This window comes from Succinimonas amylolytica DSM 2873, assembly GCF_000378405.1.
GTDB lineage: Bacteria > Pseudomonadota > Gammaproteobacteria > Enterobacterales > Succinivibrionaceae > Succinimonas > Succinimonas amylolytica.
On record NZ_KB899636.1, the window covers coordinates 494,087 to 510,240 of the forward strand.

Sequence of the window (16,154 nt, forward strand, 5' to 3'; positions counted from 1 at the left end):
TGGAAATTTAAGAAGGCCTAAAGTGCTGACTTTAGACCTAATACAAAATTTGTAATAAAGCTTGAAAATATAATGGTTTGCGGGATCTTTGATAGAGGCAGTGACAACTGCTCAGGAAATGTTGAGATTTCAGGGTGAAATTTTGATGTGACGGTGGAATAAGGGGTTACGGGGTGTTACGGGCTGTGAATAGTAACGGGGGGGGTTAAATATTGAGATGGATCTCAAGTTTTGCTAGACAAAATTAGCATTGGGTGATACCCTTTGTACTCACAAGGTTATGTGGCCTTTGTTTCATTTTAATCTTCCTTTAATTATCCGCAGTTTGCCCCGAAACAATTTCTACGGGGGATATGCGTCTTCGCACTCAATTCATTTTATGAACCTAACAGATCTTAAAAATATGCAAACTCCTGAGCTCGTGGCCAAGGCAGAAGAGCTCGGTTTAACCAATGTTGGTCGCATGACCCGCAAAGATATCATTTATAACATTCTTAAAAGCCAAGCCAAGGGCGGCGATGATATTTTCGGTGAGGGGGTTCTGCAGATTATTCCCGATTCCAACGGCAATGTGAATAGCCGTTGCTACGGTTTCCTGAGAAGTCCCGATTGTTCGTATCTTCCGGGACCTGATGATATCTATGTTTCTTCTACTCAGATTGCGCATCTCAATCTTCATACCGGTGATTCCATAAAGGGCAGAATTCGCCCGCCCCGAGGAGAAAATGAAAAATATTTTGCCCTGACAAGAGTTGAGGAAATTAATTCTGATCCCCCAGAAAGTTCTCGCAACAAAATTCTTTTTGAGAATCTTACGCCTTTACATCCGGATGAAAGAATGCGGCTTGAGAGAGGGAACGGATCAAAAGAGGATCTGACGGCAAGGGTTATCGATCTTACTTCGCCTATTGGAAAGGGGCAGCGCGGACTAGTTGTAGCAGCACCTAAGGCAGGGAAGACTATGCTGCTTCAGAACATTGCTCAGAGCATTAGAGCTAATAATCCTGAATGTCATCTCATAGTTCTTCTCATAGACGAGCGTCCTGAGGAAGTAACAGAAATGAAAAGGTTGGTGGATGGTGAAGTAATTGCTTCTACTTTTGACGAACCTCCTCAGAGACATATTCAGGTATCTGAAATGGTAATTGAAAGAGCTAAGCGCCTCGTAGAACACAAAAGAGATGTTGTAATTCTTTTGGACTCTATCACCAGACTTGCTAGGGCATTTAATACTGTAATTCCTTCGTCTGGCAAGGTTCTTACCGGTGGTGTTGATGCTAATGCTCTTCAGGGGCCTAAAAGGATTTTTGGTGCGGCACGAAACGTGGAGGAGGGAGGCTCTCTCACCATTATCGGAACCGCTCTTATTGAAACCGGTTCAAAAATGGATGATGTCATTTATGAGGAATTCAAGGGTACTGGAAATATGGAGCTTCAGCTTAGCCGTAAAATTGCTGAAAAACGGGTATTCCCAGCCATAGATATTACCAGATCCGGAACTCGTCATGAAGAGCTTCTCACGGCTCCAGAGGAATTGCAGAAGATGTGGATTCTTCGCAAGGTTGTACATTCCATGGGGGAAATCGAAGCCATGGAATTTCTTATTGATAAGCTGCTTTTGACCAAGACGAATGATGAATTTTTCAAGGCCATGAAAACAGGCGGTTGACAGAAGGTGGCTAGATTATAGATCAGAAAAAGAAGCCCAGGATTTTTCCTGGGCATTTTTGATTTACGGAATTATGTGCTTGTTCGGCAGAAATCAGACGTTGTTTTTTTTACCTCCTGCCGCATCTTGCTCTCCGTGCTCAATAAGCCTAGCGGATCCGTAGGCTTTAACTGGTTTTCCATTTTTATCAAATTCAGTGGTGTATTTGATCATGAAAGGAATTCTTCCCACGGTGAGAGGAATAATTCCTTCGAGGTGCGGAACCCCGTCTTCGAGTTTTTTCATCCAGCCCCGGTACATTTCTGCGTAGTCCGGAGGGAATATTCCGGCGTCAATTAGCGGTTCCGGATAGTTTTCAACAACGGCTGGCACTCCAAGATCCCTCATGCATCTGAAACAAGGACGCATTTTCTTGGTAGAGATCTCATATTCCCATGCATAGATATTTGAATGTTCGCTTGCAGCCCGGAAACGTTGATCGCTGGCATAAATCTCGTTAAATATCCGTTTTTCGCGGGTGACGTTGCGAATCATAATGTAAAACAGATATTTATTTTCCATGATCCCGATGAGCTGAATTGAACTTAGTATGCACAGTCTTTCCGGTGAGCAGCACCCGGAAACAAATGTTCTCCAGGTTTCGCACTCTTCCTCGTCTTTGGATTGAATAGCCTTGTTAAGTGTGCTCTGATAAATACTTTTGTTTTCATCGTCAAAAAATTTCCAGGGATCATTAGAAAGCACATCCTTTTCAGTCAGATTCATGGAAATTTCTTTGAGGTATTTATTGTTGATTCGAAGAATTTCACCGTTGCCATCCCTAGAATAAAGAAGAATGGCAGCTCCGCCGACAAAGTTGCTGAAAATCAGAGTTTCAAGGGATTCAGGATTCCAGAATCGTCCAGTATCAAGATTATCTATAAATTTGCTAGGGTTGATGGACTTCTGGAAAATATTCTGGGCGGATAGTTTTCGGTAATCTTCTGTGGGTAATGGTTTGGAATAATAAAAACCCTGAATAAGTTCGCAACCGATGCTTAGCATGTAATCAGCCTGATCCTTCGTTTCCACTCCTTCTGCTATAACTGGAGTGTTAAGCCATTTGGCCATGTTAACTACGGAACTGATTATTATTCCTCCGCGTCCGCCCACTTCGCCGGCAAAGAATTTCAGATCAAGCTTGATGATGTCTACCTTGAGATCCTTTAATACGTTGAGGGAGGAATAACCGCTTCCAAAATCGTCCATTTCTACCAGGTAGCCAAGTTTATGGAAACGATCCACCAGATCAACGATGAATTCGATACTTCCTACTGCTGATGATTCAGTAATTTCCACTCTGAGAAAGCTCACGGGGACGTCATACTGCCGACGGATTTTTTCCATGGAATCTATGTAGTCTGGAACCTGTAAATCCTCTCGTGAAACATTGAAGGATACGGGATAGCAGTTATCTCCGCGTTCTATGCAGCTCTTCTGATATTTGCAGACCTGTTCAAATACGTAGAGGTCGAGCCGTGGTATTTGTCCGGTTTCTTCGAATACGGGGATGAAGTCTGCAGGAGACTGCATGCCATTTTCCGGGTGAAACCATCTTACCAGGGCCTCTCCTCCGATCAGAGCCTTGTTGGAGTGATTGTATTGAGGCTGAATAAAGATAACGAACTGTTCTTCTTTAAGAGCCTGATCCAGACTGTTTTTAATTTGCTCTCGCGACATTCTCATATTGGAGATCCTAAACCGTGTGTACGAACACTATGTTTCTTATATCAGAATTACATTTTGAAAAATGCCACGATATTCACTGTTTATGATAATTCATGATATTTTAAGTTGTATAAGTGACGAAGATTAAGAAACGCTGAAAAATCTCTGATTCAGGTAATATCTATAAGAAAAGAAAATATGGAATACTGAAGCTTTCAGAATACTAATATCGGAAGCTTGTATTAGGGGCAATGTTCCGGAATATGCTGGAAAAGGCCTCGCATTATCTTAGAGAGGCCTTAAATATAATTATTGTTGATTGTTTTTTATGGCAGACAGAACCCGATCTCTTAAAAAGTCTTGCATATGTTCGCCATGATTTTCTAGCATTTTAGGAAACATGGATATGGGTGTCATGCCGGGGAAGGTATTGATTTCGTTAAGAAGTACGCCGTCTTCTTCCGTGAGGAAGAAATCAATTCTGGAGAGATCTTTTAATTTGAGGAGCCTGAAGGCTTTTTCTGCATATTTTCGAATTTCGTTTTGAATTTCCGTGCTGACGTCTGCCTCAATTCTAGTACTGGAATGGGAATCCTGATTGTACTTCTCTTCAAAGGTGTAGAAGTTGTTGTTTGGTGTAATGATTTCTCCAGGTCTAGTTACGATCAGTTTTCCTTGGTACTCGTAGACGGCTGTTTCCAGTTCTCTTGGTCTCAGGCATTTCTCGATAAGTACAGAGGTGCTGTAGCTGAAAGCCTTAGAGATATAATCATCCAGGAGATGCTCTTGCTGAACCATGTAGCATCCAACGGAAGAACCCTGAGATGAAGCTTTAACAAATACTGCTCCGAATTTGCTGAAAAAATCATGAGCTTTCTTTAAGTTATCCGGGGACGGAGAATCGATGAAAGTGAAAGGAGTATTTGGAATTCCAGCTGCATTAAACCATAACTTGGTGCTGATTTTGTTGAAGGCCAGAGCACTTCCTTCCGGAGGACAGCCGAGGTAAGGAAGTCCTACAATTTCAAGAAATGACTGGATATCTCCGGTCTCTCCTGGTATTCCGTGGATGCAGGGAATTGCGTAGTCGACTCTAAACTGTGATTTTTCAGTTTTGAGTATCCTGTCCATTCCGAGGCTTGCCTGGCTGCCGTCGCTGGTTTCCCAGTAATTGCGATGGATAACCACCTGGATAATATTAAAATCCTGACTTTTTTCAAGCTGTTCTTTGATATATGCAGCGCTTACCAGAGATATATCATGCTCTGAACCGTCTCCGCCACAGAGAAGAAGAATATTGATTTGTGACATTGTCTGACCGTTGGATGTTTGGTTATGGATAATATTTTGCGAATTATACTACTACGGTTACATTCATGATATAAGGATCCTGACGAAACTAGATTTGAAGTAATGTGGCTTTTGCATGATAAAATGCGGCATTGGTTTTATGCTGGGGCAGTCAAAGATATTTAGCCCCGTAGCTGACAGCGTTTGTTCGGGATATCGAGATGAATAAATCAGGTTCTAGGTTTGTATTGCTTTCTGCCATATCTTGTATGGTTTGGGCTTTGCTGTCTGGCTGTGTTACCCAGACATACAGAAATGGCATTCCTGTGGCAGAAGAAGATAATGAAGCGGCAAAATCCAAGGAAGCTTTCAGGGAAATAAGCCGGGTAATTAACAGTTATAAGGGTGAGTATGCGGATCTTCATTTTGAAAAAACAGAGAAGATAATGCAGGAAATTGCAGATGGAGATGTGGATACCATTAAGGAAGTTATGAATGACCCTGACCGTTTTGCACCGCCTGTACTGATGTCCTATGCAGTTCAGGTATTCAGATCCGGAAACTATGAAACCGCTATGTTCTGGTACTATACGGCACAGCTGAGAGCCCGTTCAGATGCCAATAAATCTCTAGACAGAACAACTCATCAGGGAGTTACCGAACTCAGTAAGGTTTATGGAACAGATATTGGAAATTTTGCAAAGCTGAATCCTGAAAAACTTGAAATTACGATGAAGCAGGTTTTGGAATGGGATAAATCCGCAATCAGAAAATATAACCCCAAATGGGTTGCTGTGCTTGGATCTGAAGCCAAGGTTGGTACGAAAATAAGATTTATTCCTGAAGAACAGTACGCTATCGCTGATTCCGAAACGCGCAGAGGGTGGGAACAGGGATTTCAGGCTGTACTAAAAAAGCTGAAGGAGCAACGGGACGAACGAGATGGAAAATGATGCATACAGTTAACTATATTCTGTGATGCTACAACGAAAAAGCCATACAGAGACAGTACGGCTTTATATCGATTCGAAATAGTTACTGTACCTGTTTTATGAATTCCAGGAGCAGGGGCTTGGTCAGTGCTCCCATCTGTTTGGCAACTAGGTCGTTACCCTTGAACAAAAGCAAGGTCGGAATGTTGCGAATCCCGAATTTGGCGGCAAAGGCGGGAGACTTCTCAATATCAACACTGAAGAAATCCATATCCTGTGTTTCTCCTGCCACCTCGGCTATTACAGGAGCCAGCATTCTGCATGGGCCACACCATTTGGCATAGAAATCCACCAGAACCGGCTTGCTGTTTTGAAACACTTTCTCTTCAAATTCGCTGTCATTAATTTCGAGTACTTCTGCCATAAAAATCCTTTCTGTGGTTAATATAAAATAGTTCAATGCTAGAAGAGCATCCCTAATACGAGACTATAGCATATTTGTAGCAAATTTTCGGATAACTGAACAATTTTGTTGGAAATGTGGGGAGATATTCTGTAAAAACGATATTTTTGGCATGTTTTCTGTTGTTTACAAGGTATGACTTATCTATTATAAGAATATGATAGGGTAAAACTGAGAGAGGTTTTTATGTCTGGCTCTTCACCTCTTTACGCTGCAATTGATCTTGGTTCAAACAGCTTTCACCTTCTTATTGTGAGAAACGTTGAGGGGGCGGTGCGGGCTGTATGCCGCATAAAGCGCAAAGTTCGCTTGGCATCCGGTCTGAACACCGACAATATGCTGTCTCATGAAGCCATGCAGAGAGGCTGGAACTGTCTCAGACTTTTTGCAGATCAGCTTGAGAATATTCCGGATGCCAATATACGTATCGTTGCAACCGCAACTCTCAGATTTGCTGTTAATGCTGATGTTTTTGTCAGAACCGGCGAGCAGATTCTTAAGCACAAAATCAATGTGATTTCCGGGGAGACGGAATCCCGAACCATATACCATGGTGTTATGAGCACATCCGGAATACAGGGACGTATGCTTGTAGTTGATATCGGCGGAGCATCCACTGAAATGATATTGGGCAATGGTCCAGAAATTCATGTTATTCATAGTTTGCCCATGGGGTGTGTAATCTGGCAGACGCGGTATTTTGGCGATGGTCTGATTACCAGAGACAGATACGATATTGCTATTCGTGCGGCATCCGATGTTATAGCTCCTTATGCGTCCGAATATCTTCATTACGGTTTTGACTGTTGTCTCGGTGCTTCCGGTACAGTGCAGGCTTTGCATGAAATGGTTGTATCGGGAGGTCATAATGAAAAAGTGACCTTGGATTATCTCAGAAAACTTCAGGAAGTAACTGTAAAACAGGAGTCGATTTCCGGTTTGCATATTTTGGGGCTTACGCAGGAACGCCTTGCAGTTTTGCCTGGCGGAATAGCGATTTTGACTGCGATCTATCAGGCTTTTAATGTAAAGGAAATCAGCCTTGCTGGTGGTGCGCTGAGGGAAGGTATTATCTACAGCATGCTCGGGGATTTTTCCAGCGGAAATACAAAAGTGCGCACTGTTGACAGTGTCATTGCCAGGTATCAGATGGACAGAGAACAGGCTCAGAGAATAATGACAGTGGCTATGAGTGCTCTTGGTGACGTTAAGGATTCTTGGGGGCTTAATGATGATATTGCAATTTCTCTGTACAAGGCTGCTGCTCTGCTTTCTGAGTTGGGGTTGTGTATAGAGTACCGAAGAGCTCCTCAGCATGCCGCCTATATTATCAACAATATTGACATGCCAGGTTTTAACATTGACCAAAAGAGACTTTTGGCTGCTTTGCTTTGCAATGAAAGGGATGCGATTAATACTGATGTTCTGAAGCTTCAGACGGTAGTTTCCTATGAGACAGCTTGCAAGCTGGTCAGGCTTTTGAGAATAGCCTTCATAATTTGCGTAGGACGAACAGATCTGGTACTGGGACAGTGTTTTCGTTTTCAGGCGGAAAATCCGTACAAGCTTACAGTTACCTTGGATCGGGATTTAAAGGCACCTCATTATTTAGTGACATCGCTGCTTCAGGAGGAGGCGGAAATTGAAAAAAATCAGGGCTGGGAACTTGAGGTCAGTATATGATGACGTACCTTTTGGTTGGTGCTGGCGGAGCTCTTGGTGCAATGGGCCGGCATTTTTGTTCGGAGTTTATTGACAGTCATGTGCATTCTTTTCCGTTGGGGACGCTGTTTGTAAATGTTATGGGGAGCTTTCTGATTGGGGTGATAACAGCTTTTGTTATTTCCCGTGGCGGTTTTCAGAACTGGCGGTTATTTCTTGTAACTGGATTTCTAGGGGGGTTTACCACCTTTTCGTCATTCTCTCTGGCAACTGTCAGACTAATGCAGAATGGCTTATTCTTTAGTGCGATTCTGAATGTTTTAGCCAATGTGGCATTGTGTCTTTTAATGACTGGAATAGGCTTTTATTTTGTGTTAGGCACATTGCGTTAGGGGGATATTTTAATGACAGCGTCTATTATACTTGTTGATGGTAATAATTTTTTATACAGGGCTTATTATAGTACGATTCGCGCTGGTATGACCAACTCAAACAAGGAACCTACGGGAGCTGTGAGAGTTTATATTAATATGCTAAATAAACTGTTAAAGAAATATCCCGGGGCATCTCTTGCGGTTGTATTTGATGCCCATGGACCATCTTTCAGAAAGGAGCTTTATCCGGAATACAAAGCCACCAGAAAACCAATGCCTGATGATCTGAAAAAGCAGCTTCCTTGGATTCGCAGATATATTGAAGCCTCTGGATATCCATTGATAGAGGTTCCTGGGGTTGAGGCTGATGACGTGCTTGGTTCCTATGCTGTAAGTGCTGAGGAACAGGGTATTTCTCTGATTATCGAGTCAGGTGATAAGGATTTAGCACAGCTTGTGGCTCGAAATGTCCGTATTGAGGATACCATGAACGGAGTGGTTCTGGACAGATCCGGTGTTATTGAAAAGTTTGGTGTTCCTCCGGAATTGATAAGAGATTTTCTTACTCTTAAGGGTGATAAAGTTGACAATGTGCCGGGAATGACAGGTATAGGAGATAAATCGGCACAGGCAGTACTGAATTCCATAGGAGATCTGGATGCAGTGATGGAACATCTTGATGATGTGGAAAAACTGAAATTCAGAGGGGCCGGGACCTTCAAGGATAGATTTCTTAAAGAGATTGAGAAGATTCGTCTTTCTCGTGTCCTGGTAACTATTAAAACAGATGTACCGTTGCCTGTTCCTTTAACCGTGTTAGCTTCTCCAAATATTCCAAATCCGGAGAAGCTTATGGAAATTTACAGAGAATGCGGTTTTAAAGAAGCCGGTAATAACTTTGATGACGTTGCTGGAGAACAACTTGGATATATTCTTCGTAACGATGACACGGTGGTGGTTACGGAGGAGAAGAGAGTACTGGATGAACCGTCTTTGGAGATTATTACCGCAGAGGATTCTTTTGCCAGTTTTACTGAAAAGTTAAGAGCTGTCAAGGAATTCAGCCTTGTCATTATTCCTGGTGAAGGTCATTTTGAAGTCAGAAAACCAGTAGGATATGCTGTGAGATCAGAAAATCTCCTAGTCTACATTCCGGTAGGACATCAGGGACTGTCTCAGTATGTTCAGCTGTCCGGAGAGGTGGTGTATTCCGGGTTGAGGGAATTTATTGAAAGCAGCGGATATTTTCTTATAGGATATGATGTTAAGGCTTTGTGGCACCTGATTCGCAATGTCGGGGGTGAACTTAAAGCCCCGTTCTGCGATGTTATGCTGGACGCGCATATTCTGGATAGCGGGCAGGATATGAAGCTTACGGCATTATCAGAGAAGTATCTCGGACAGAGCATTATGTCTGAGGATGACTTTTTGGGACGTAGTCGCAGTAGGGTTGCATTCTGTCATCAGGGAATCCCGGAAACAGCTTCTTACGCGGCTGCTATGGCCAGTGCGGTTTTTCGTATAGCAGCTTCTTTCAAATCTGTTTTCCGGAATGATAAGGTTCTGGCAGATATCTGCAGAAGTATTGAGTATCCGCTGGTTCGAGTCCTGATGAATATGGAACGAACTGGTGTGCTGATTGATACCGAGAATCTGCGGAAACAGGCCCGTAATCTTCGAAGCAAGCTTGCAGATGCGGAAAATCTTCTGAATACCAAAGCAGGCTTCAAGGTGAACATAAACTCTTCAAAGCAGGTAGGAGAACTTCTTTTTGAGGTTCTGGGGCTACCGGGAAAGACTAAGACAAAATCCGGTACGTACTCCACTTCTGAAGAGGTTTTGAATGAGCTGGCACTTAATTATGAGGAGCCCCGACTGATTCTAGACTGTCGCGGCTACAGCAAGCTCTTGTCTACGTATGTGGAAAAGCTACCGGACTTAATACTGCCGGAAACCGGCCGTATACATGGTAGTTTTAACCAGACCGGGACGGTTACCGGAAGACTGTCATCGTGCGATCCTAATTTACAGAATATTCCTATCAGGTCGCCGGAAGGCAGGGAGGTGCGTCGAGCATTTATTGCTTCGCCAGGTTATTCAATTATGGCCGTTGACTATTCTCAGATTGAACTTCGTCTCATGGCTCATATCGCCAATGAACTTAATATGGTTAAGGCCTTTAATTCAGGTAAGGATATTCATTCTATTACCGCATCAGAAATGCATGGTGTTTCGCTTTCAGAGGTTACCCCAGAATTAAGGAGAGCTTCCAAAGCCATTAATTTTGGGTTGATCTATGGAATGAGTGCCTTTGGTTTGGCAAAACAGCTCGGAATAGATACTGCACTGGCTAAGAGATATGTGGATAATTATTTTCGGCAGTATCCTGGAGTAAAGGTGTATATGCAGAAAACGGCTGATTTTGCCAAGGATAACGGCTATGTGACAACCATTTCCGGAAGAAAAATCATGTTTGCAGGACTGTTGAGAGACAGCGGATTAAATGCTATGCAGAAAAAGGGGCTGGAGCGGGCGGCGATAAATGCGCCCATGCAGGGCAGTGCCGCAGATATCATAAAGAAGGCGATGATTAAGATTGATGAATGGATACAAAACGTTCCAGAAGGCACTATAAAATTACTGCTTCAGGTACATGATGAACTGGTTTTTGAAGTAAAATCTGAGTGCGCCGAGGAATATGCCCGCTGGATTTCTCAGATTATGACTGGCGTTGAGAACCTTAGGGTTCCTCTTGAGGTAAGTGTTGGTATAGGTGAAAACTGGAGTGATGCTCACTGATGTTTCAGGATATTAGACTTTTTTTGATGGCTTCCCTTTTCGCGACAATGGCTGTTAGCGCTGCAGATGGGGATGTTGCTTCTTCTGATCAAGTGCCTCAGAAGGAAACGGAGGAAAAAAATACTGGCGAAAATCTTAACCGGCCACTGGAAGAGGCATTGCAGGATGTTGAGGCCATCACTCAGTTTCAGAATACACCGGAAAATCTGGAACAGAATTCCAATGATATTCTGAAGCTGAATTCGGTAGTACTTGATAAAAAAGGCTTGTCAGTGATTTACACCTTTCAGTTTAAGATTAGCACCGGCACCAATGAAATGCAGCAGTTTATCAAGGATGTAACCTCTGATTTTCAGGTGATGGACTGTCTAAACACAAACTTTGCTCATGCTAAAATCGGCAATACCTACATTATCCGTGATGTGTCAGGCAAGGAAGTGGTGAATATAGAGTCCCGCTATGATAAATGTCCTGACGTTTCTCTCTATAATGACGAGCCTAAATAAAGCTGTTGTTGCTGCAATGAATGAGCTGTCAGAATCTTCTGTAGAGCCGAGAGCTTCTTATGATGAGCTCCGGCATCTTTTCAGTGTCGTCAGCTACAATGTATGAATACTGGTAATCGTTCCAGTCTCCGGTGTCATAAATGCTTTGTCCTGGAGCTACAGAGGCTTCAGCGTGGTGGGTGTGGCCGTGGATCATTATTTCCGCATTGCTTTCTCTGAGATATCTAAGAGCCTTGGGAAGATTGATCTTCTCTTTTACATAGTTATTGTTTTGAAAACGGAGCTTGCTACTGTTTCTCATGTTTTCCGCAATGGAAATTCTTTTCTTTTTTGAGGTACAGAGCATAAATAGCTTTTGAAGGAGTCTGATGCGGCTGAATATGCGAAACCAAGTGTATCTTATTTCTTCTGTGCACAGTTCGTCTCCGTGAAGGAGCAGACATTGCTTTCCAGAAATACTGATTAGCATTTTTTGCGGTAGCAGTTCAAAACCGAAATACTCCGCATCGCTTTTGCTGAGAAGAAAATCCCTGTTTCCGTGAATGAAATAAACCGGAATATTTTGTCTTTTAAGGATGCTGATTTGCTTTTTCACCCGTATCTGAGCTAGATTGTCAGGATCAATCCCGATGTAATATCCAAAGAGATCTCCCAGAATGTAAAGGGAATCACCGGATCTCAGTATTCCTGTAAAGTCAGTAAAAAGAGTTAGAAGCTCCGGTGTGTCCGGAGCTAGATGAAGATCTGCAATGAAGTAAACAGCCACAGAGATCCTTAATCGAAATCAGTCGACATCTACTTGAAGGATTTCAATTGGAGTAACGGGAACATCACGGTACATACCGGATCTTGTTGTTGCTACGGATTCGATTTTGTCAACAACATCCTGACCGGAAATAACCTTACCGAAAACACAGTACCCCCAGCCGCGTAGATCCTTTGCAGCATGATCTAGGAATTTGTTGTCTTTGGTGTTAATAAAGAATTGCGATGTTGCTGAATGCGGATCCGATGTACGTGCCATGGCAACAGTATATTTAAGATTAGAGAGTCCGTTGTCTGCTTCGTTCTTTATGGGATCCAACTGCCCCTTCTTGTTATCAAGCTCCCTGGTTAGTCCTCCCCCCTGAATCATAAATCCTTTGATAACTCTGTGAAAAATAGTGCCGTTGTAATAACCGTTTTTGCAATAGTTCAGGAAGTTGGCAACAGTGACCGGGGCTTTTTCCGGGTCCGGTTCAATAACGATGGAACCTAGAGATGTTTTAAGCGTAATCATGTTTTTCTCCAAGCTTTAATGATAATCGAATTCTACCACAAAAGTAATGATGTCCGGCGCTGATAATTTGGAAATTGGGTTTTTGGAGAAGCTGTTTGGATATGATAATAAAAAGTGTATTAAGAAGTGAGATGTGGCAAAAGTTCGAAAATTCTATTTTTTTTAAGCTGATGGTTGTTGAAAGCTTTTGTTTTATCGAATTCGGGTGTAGACAACAAATTTTTGTTCGTGCTTATGAGTTGTCGGCTGTACACATGTGGCATGTTACGGCCCCTAGCCGGCTAATTAATCCTGTTTTAGTTTGATGAAATCTGCTGATTATCTTCTTAAGAATCTCATTTTATCTGGGGGTAATTGTCAAATTGTATGTGAGTCATTTCTCAACCTTGTTTTTATAGTTAAAAATCAATCCCTATAAAACAGTTTATCAAAATACATATTGTACTAATTTATTAAAATTGTGTTTATGTGAGTTAGGTCATTTTATTTCTTGATAAAATTTCATAGTATTGTTATCAACAATATGGCGTTTTTGTTTTAATTTTGTTTAGTATTGTTGCTTGTAATGCATTTTTCGGTGGTGTTTATGGCAATTAATTTAAAAAAAGGATGCTCTGCAGAAATCGGTATAAGTCATGCTCTTGTGGGATTGGGATGGAATCCGAGTGATACTGGAGAAGAGTTTGATCTGGATGCCTCTGCGTTTATGCTCGGAGCTAATAATAAGATTCCAGCTGATGAGTTTTTTGTTTTCTACAACAATCAAAGTTCACCGGATGGTTCTGTAAAATCCAGTGGTGATGATCGTACCGGTGGTAACAGTGATGGCGGTGATGACGAGTCATTAACAGTTGATTTGATCAATGTTGATTCCCGTATTAAGGAAATTGTTTTTGTGGTTTCCATCTATGAGTGCATGCAGCGCAAGCAGCATTTCGGGCTGGTTCAGGATGCGTACATACGAATTTGTGATGAGGATACCGGCAAGGAAATTGCCCGTTATCAGCTAGATGATGATTTTGGCGGAATGACTTTAATAGAATTCGGCAAGCTGGTCAGAAAGGGGCGCAGCTGGGAGTTTATCGCTTTGGGCAATGCCTACAAGAAGGAATTGGATTATTTAGTTGATAAATATGCAGGTTGAAGGCAATGATTAATTTAAAGAAAGGCGGACGTTTTAATCTAAAGAAGGATTTGCCAGCACCTGCGGGGGGCAGCAATGTATCCGGTGCTGGTATAGTGCGTTTTTGCGTGGGATGCAAATGGGGAAAAATCAAGAAGAAATCAATGTTTATTTTTGACAAAGAAGTTGATGTTGATCTTGATTTGAGCTGTGTAATGTTTAACGATAGGCATGAGATGATCGACTGGATCTATTCGCCGTGCTATAACGCTAAGTATCTTGCTTCATATGGATACAGCAAAGGAAAACTGGTATCTGCGGGGGGTGGACTTCAGCACAGTGGAGATGATTTGGCGGGGGGGACGGATTCCTCTGCCGACAATGAAATCATACAGGTTGACATTTCAAAAGTAAATCCGGATGTTTCGGTTATCATTTTTTTCCTTAATTATGTTGATGAGGATAACAATGCTGATTTTTCGAAAATTCCGTATGCGTCGATTCGTCTTTTTGAAGGAACACCGGACAAGGTAGAAACCATTCATGCCACTTACAATGTAGCTGCGGATCCCGCCTTTAAGAATACCAAGTCAATGATCATGGGCAAACTGGTGAAGCAAAATGGTCAGTGGGCATTTGATGCCATAGGGGATGCCTTGAAGGAGGACGGACTTTGCGAAACGATTAACAAAATTAAAGAGTCTTATGTTTAATGTTGCAGGGGGAGGGAATTAAATGAGACGTTTGCCTGTTTATCTAGTATTGGATACTTCCGGTTCGATGTATGGGGAACCCATTGAAGCTGTGAAAAATGGGATGAGTGTGTTGTTATCAGCGTTAAAGAGTGATCCTTATGCTTTGGAAACGGCGTATTTAAGCATTATTACCTTTAACAGTGATGTAAAGCAGTTGGTTCCTCTGACTGAAATTAATTCAGTTGTAGAGCCTTCTCTCTCTGCAGGAGGATGTACTGAACTGGGTCATGCTTTAAAAACAGTTTCAGATTGCATAAACAATGAGGTTGTTAAGACATCAAGCGAGCAGAAGGGAGACTGGAAGCCGATGGTGTTTATTATGACTGACGGGGAGCCTACGGATGATCTGTCAAAGGGGCTGGCCGAGTTTAAGCAGGCAAAGACTGGCATAGTGGTTGCCTGTGCTGCAGGTGCTGGTGCCAATACGGATACCCTTAAGAAGATTACTGAAAATGTGGTATCTCTTGATTCAACGGACAGCGAGTCCATCAAAGCATTTTTCAAATGGGTCTCCGCATCGATTAGTTCAGGAAGCCAGAAGATCGAAGAAAATGGCTCTCAGTCTAACAATCTTGATGAACTGCCTCCTCCTCCGGATGAAATCAATATAGTCGTTTAAGCTGTTGATAGCAGTAAGAGTATAGGAGTTCAGGAAATGAACTCCTTCTTTGGCATGAGGGAGTATATAGAAAAAATGTCCAGAAGATTGCCTGTTTATCTGTTAATTGACACTTCCGGATCTATGAAGGGCGAACCTATTGAATCGGTGAAGGTCGGGCTGGATGCTATGATTTCAACACTTGTCAATGATCCGTTTGCCCTAGAGTCCGTGCATTTGTCGATAATCACTTTTGACAGAGAGGTTAAGCTGTTATTTCCTTTAACTGGCATAGATGATTTGACGCTTCCTGAAATTTCCACTCCAGACTATGGTCCGACTCATTTGGGAGCCGCATTACAGCTTTTAGAACAGAGAATCGACACAGAGTTTATCAGGAATACCACAACGCAAAAGGGGGATTGGCTTCCTGTTCTTCTGGTAATGACGGACGGTAAGCCTTCTGATGTGCTTCTTTATGACGAAATGTGTGAAAAGTTGTCCAAAAGAAAATTCGGTAGACTGATAGCCTGTGCAGCAGGTCCCCAGGCTAAGGTTGAGCCTTTGAAAAAGTTAACATCTGAAGTGTACCGACTGGAAAATCTTGACAGCGATAGTTTTATTAAGCTCTTTCAGTGGGTGTCAGCCTCCATCGACGAGTGCAATAAAAGTCAGGGGACCGGAATTGATGAAAACGCAAATCTGCCTCCGCCTCCGGAGGAAATTATGGTGTTTTAGCAGACATGCGAGGATGTTTGGTATTTTTTGCATTTTTCTGAAGTTTTAAGTTAATGCTGGTGTGTTTTCACACTAGCAGATGATTTTATTATTTATGACAGTTAGTGTGATATGAACGAGCAAATTGAATTTATAATCCGTTGTGCCGGGTCTGAAAAGATTCAGATTAGTCTTAGTCCAGATGATCTTTTTTTAAGAACAGAAGCATGTAAAAACTTTTTAAATGTCTTGAACTTTATCAGTGCTGAACTAAAGAAGG

15 protein-coding genes are annotated in these 16,154 nt (G+C 42.3%); 10 read left to right on the forward strand and 5 right to left on the reverse strand.

Annotated elements, in window-relative coordinates; translation table 11 throughout:
- The first annotated feature begins 379 nt into the window (after window positions 1-379).
- On the forward strand, window positions 380-1,669 hold the full coding sequence (gene rho, locus F557_RS0102195) for a transcription termination factor Rho (protein WP_019000622.1): 1,290 nt from the start codon (window positions 380-382) through the stop codon (window positions 1,667-1,669).
- Between the two features lie 93 nt (window positions 1,670-1,762).
- Here rho and F557_RS20885 read toward each other — a convergent pair whose 3' ends face one another.
- Both F557_RS20885 and F557_RS0102205 read right to left on the reverse strand, forming a co-directional pair.
- Window positions 1,763-3,394 (reverse strand): EAL domain-containing protein, encoded by a 1,632-nt coding sequence (locus tag F557_RS20885; RefSeq protein ID WP_019000623.1) that lies wholly within the window; start codon window positions 3,392-3,394, stop codon window positions 1,763-1,765.
- A 291-nt stretch (window positions 3,395-3,685) separates the two neighbouring features.
- Entirely contained in the window at window positions 3,686-4,687 is a 1,002-nt protein-coding gene (locus F557_RS0102205; RefSeq protein WP_019000624.1) for a D-alanine--D-alanine ligase, read from the reverse strand.
- 200 nt (window positions 4,688-4,887) lie between these two features.
- Here F557_RS0102205 and F557_RS0102210 point away from each other — a divergent pair, with 200 nt between their 5' ends.
- Window positions 4,888-5,619: a hypothetical protein gene (locus F557_RS0102210; RefSeq protein WP_245539378.1), complete on the forward strand. Its 732-nt coding sequence runs from the start codon at window positions 4,888-4,890 to the stop codon at window positions 5,617-5,619.
- An 82-nt stretch (window positions 5,620-5,701) separates the two neighbouring features.
- Here the strand turns inward: F557_RS0102210 and trxA are convergent, their stop codons facing one another.
- Window positions 5,702-6,022 (reverse strand): thioredoxin, encoded by a 321-nt coding sequence (gene trxA, locus F557_RS0102215; RefSeq protein ID WP_019000626.1) that lies wholly within the window; start codon window positions 6,020-6,022, stop codon window positions 5,702-5,704.
- A 225-nt stretch (window positions 6,023-6,247) separates the two neighbouring features.
- Between trxA and F557_RS0102220 the strand changes: the two genes are divergently transcribed.
- The 4 genes from F557_RS0102220 to F557_RS0102235 are packed head-to-tail and all read left to right on the forward strand — an operon-like array spanning window position 6,248 to window position 11,402.
- On the forward strand, window positions 6,248-7,744 hold the full coding sequence (locus F557_RS0102220; RefSeq protein WP_019000627.1) for a Ppx/GppA phosphatase family protein: 1,497 nt from the start codon (window positions 6,248-6,250) through the stop codon (window positions 7,742-7,744).
- Window positions 7,741-8,115, forward strand: coding sequence for a fluoride efflux transporter CrcB (gene crcB, locus F557_RS0102225; RefSeq protein WP_019000628.1), 375 nt, complete (start codon window positions 7,741-7,743; stop codon window positions 8,113-8,115). Before F557_RS0102220 ends, crcB begins: the two co-directional genes overlap by 4 nt.
- A gap of 12 nt (window positions 8,116-8,127) precedes the next feature.
- Window positions 8,128-10,896 (forward strand): DNA polymerase I, encoded by a 2,769-nt coding sequence (gene polA, locus F557_RS0102230; protein WP_026297701.1) that lies wholly within the window; start codon window positions 8,128-8,130, stop codon window positions 10,894-10,896.
- Window positions 10,896-11,402 (forward strand): hypothetical protein, encoded by a 507-nt coding sequence (locus F557_RS0102235; protein ID WP_019000630.1) that lies wholly within the window; start codon window positions 10,896-10,898, stop codon window positions 11,400-11,402. The genes polA and F557_RS0102235 overlap by 1 nt, the downstream gene beginning before the upstream one ends.
- 28 nt (window positions 11,403-11,430) lie before the next feature.
- Here F557_RS0102235 and F557_RS18465 read toward each other — a convergent pair whose 3' ends face one another.
- On the reverse strand, window positions 11,431-12,168 hold the full coding sequence (locus tag F557_RS18465; protein WP_019000631.1) for a UDP-2,3-diacylglucosamine diphosphatase: 738 nt from the start codon (window positions 12,166-12,168) through the stop codon (window positions 11,431-11,433).
- Between the two features lie 18 nt (window positions 12,169-12,186).
- Entirely contained in the window at window positions 12,187-12,681 is a 495-nt protein-coding gene (locus tag F557_RS0102245; protein WP_019000632.1) for a peptidylprolyl isomerase, read from the reverse strand.
- Window positions 12,682-13,267: 586 nt separating this feature from the next.
- On the opposite strand from F557_RS0102245, the gene F557_RS0102250 reads away from it, so the two are divergent.
- From F557_RS0102250 to F557_RS0102265, 4 genes are all read left to right on the forward strand, one after another.
- The gene (locus F557_RS0102250; protein WP_019000633.1) at window positions 13,268-13,825 is read left to right on the forward strand and encodes a TerD family protein; all 558 of its coding nucleotides are present in this window, start codon (window positions 13,268-13,270) and stop codon (window positions 13,823-13,825) included.
- Window positions 13,826-13,830: 5 nt separating this feature from the next.
- On the forward strand, window positions 13,831-14,517 hold the full coding sequence (locus tag F557_RS0102255; RefSeq protein ID WP_019000634.1) for a TerD family protein: 687 nt from the start codon (window positions 13,831-13,833) through the stop codon (window positions 14,515-14,517).
- 22 nt (window positions 14,518-14,539) lie between these two features.
- Complete coding sequence (locus F557_RS0102260) at window positions 14,540-15,178, forward strand: vWA domain-containing protein (RefSeq protein ID WP_026297703.1); 639 nt, start codon at window positions 14,540-14,542, stop codon at window positions 15,176-15,178.
- A 75-nt stretch (window positions 15,179-15,253) separates the two neighbouring features.
- On the forward strand, window positions 15,254-15,895 hold the full coding sequence (locus F557_RS0102265; RefSeq protein ID WP_026297704.1) for a vWA domain-containing protein: 642 nt from the start codon (window positions 15,254-15,256) through the stop codon (window positions 15,893-15,895).
- Window positions 15,896-16,154 lie beyond the last annotated feature (259 nt).

Excerpts from the sequence above, each read along its gene's own strand:
- rho (WP_019000622.1), top strand. The coding sequence starts at position 380 with ATGAACCTAACAGATCTTAAAAATATGCAAACTCCTGAGCTCGTGGCC.
- F557_RS20885 (WP_019000623.1), bottom strand. The coding sequence starts at position 3,394 with ATGAGAATGTCGCGAGAGCAAATTAAAAACAGTCTGGATCAGGCTCTT.
- F557_RS0102205 (WP_019000624.1), bottom strand. The coding sequence starts at position 4,687 with ATGTCACAAATCAATATTCTTCTTCTCTGTGGCGGAGACGGTTCAGAG.
- F557_RS0102210 (WP_245539378.1), top strand. The coding sequence starts at position 4,888 with ATGAATAAATCAGGTTCTAGGTTTGTATTGCTTTCTGCCATATCTTGT.
- trxA (WP_019000626.1), bottom strand. The coding sequence starts at position 6,022 with ATGGCAGAAGTACTCGAAATTAATGACAGCGAATTTGAAGAGAAAGTG.
- F557_RS0102220 (WP_019000627.1), top strand. The coding sequence starts at position 6,248 with ATGTCTGGCTCTTCACCTCTTTACGCTGCAATTGATCTTGGTTCAAAC.
- crcB (WP_019000628.1), top strand. The coding sequence starts at position 7,741 with ATGATGACGTACCTTTTGGTTGGTGCTGGCGGAGCTCTTGGTGCAATG.
- polA (WP_026297701.1), top strand. The coding sequence starts at position 8,128 with ATGACAGCGTCTATTATACTTGTTGATGGTAATAATTTTTTATACAGG.
- F557_RS0102235 (WP_019000630.1), top strand. The coding sequence starts at position 10,896 with ATGTTTCAGGATATTAGACTTTTTTTGATGGCTTCCCTTTTCGCGACA.
- F557_RS0102245 (WP_019000632.1), bottom strand. The coding sequence starts at position 12,681 with ATGATTACGCTTAAAACATCTCTAGGTTCCATCGTTATTGAACCGGAC.
- F557_RS0102250 (WP_019000633.1), top strand. The coding sequence starts at position 13,268 with ATGGCAATTAATTTAAAAAAAGGATGCTCTGCAGAAATCGGTATAAGT.
- F557_RS0102255 (WP_019000634.1), top strand. The coding sequence starts at position 13,831 with ATGATTAATTTAAAGAAAGGCGGACGTTTTAATCTAAAGAAGGATTTG.
- F557_RS0102260 (WP_026297703.1), top strand. The coding sequence starts at position 14,540 with ATGAGACGTTTGCCTGTTTATCTAGTATTGGATACTTCCGGTTCGATG.
- F557_RS0102265 (WP_026297704.1), top strand. The coding sequence starts at position 15,254 with ATGTCCAGAAGATTGCCTGTTTATCTGTTAATTGACACTTCCGGATCT.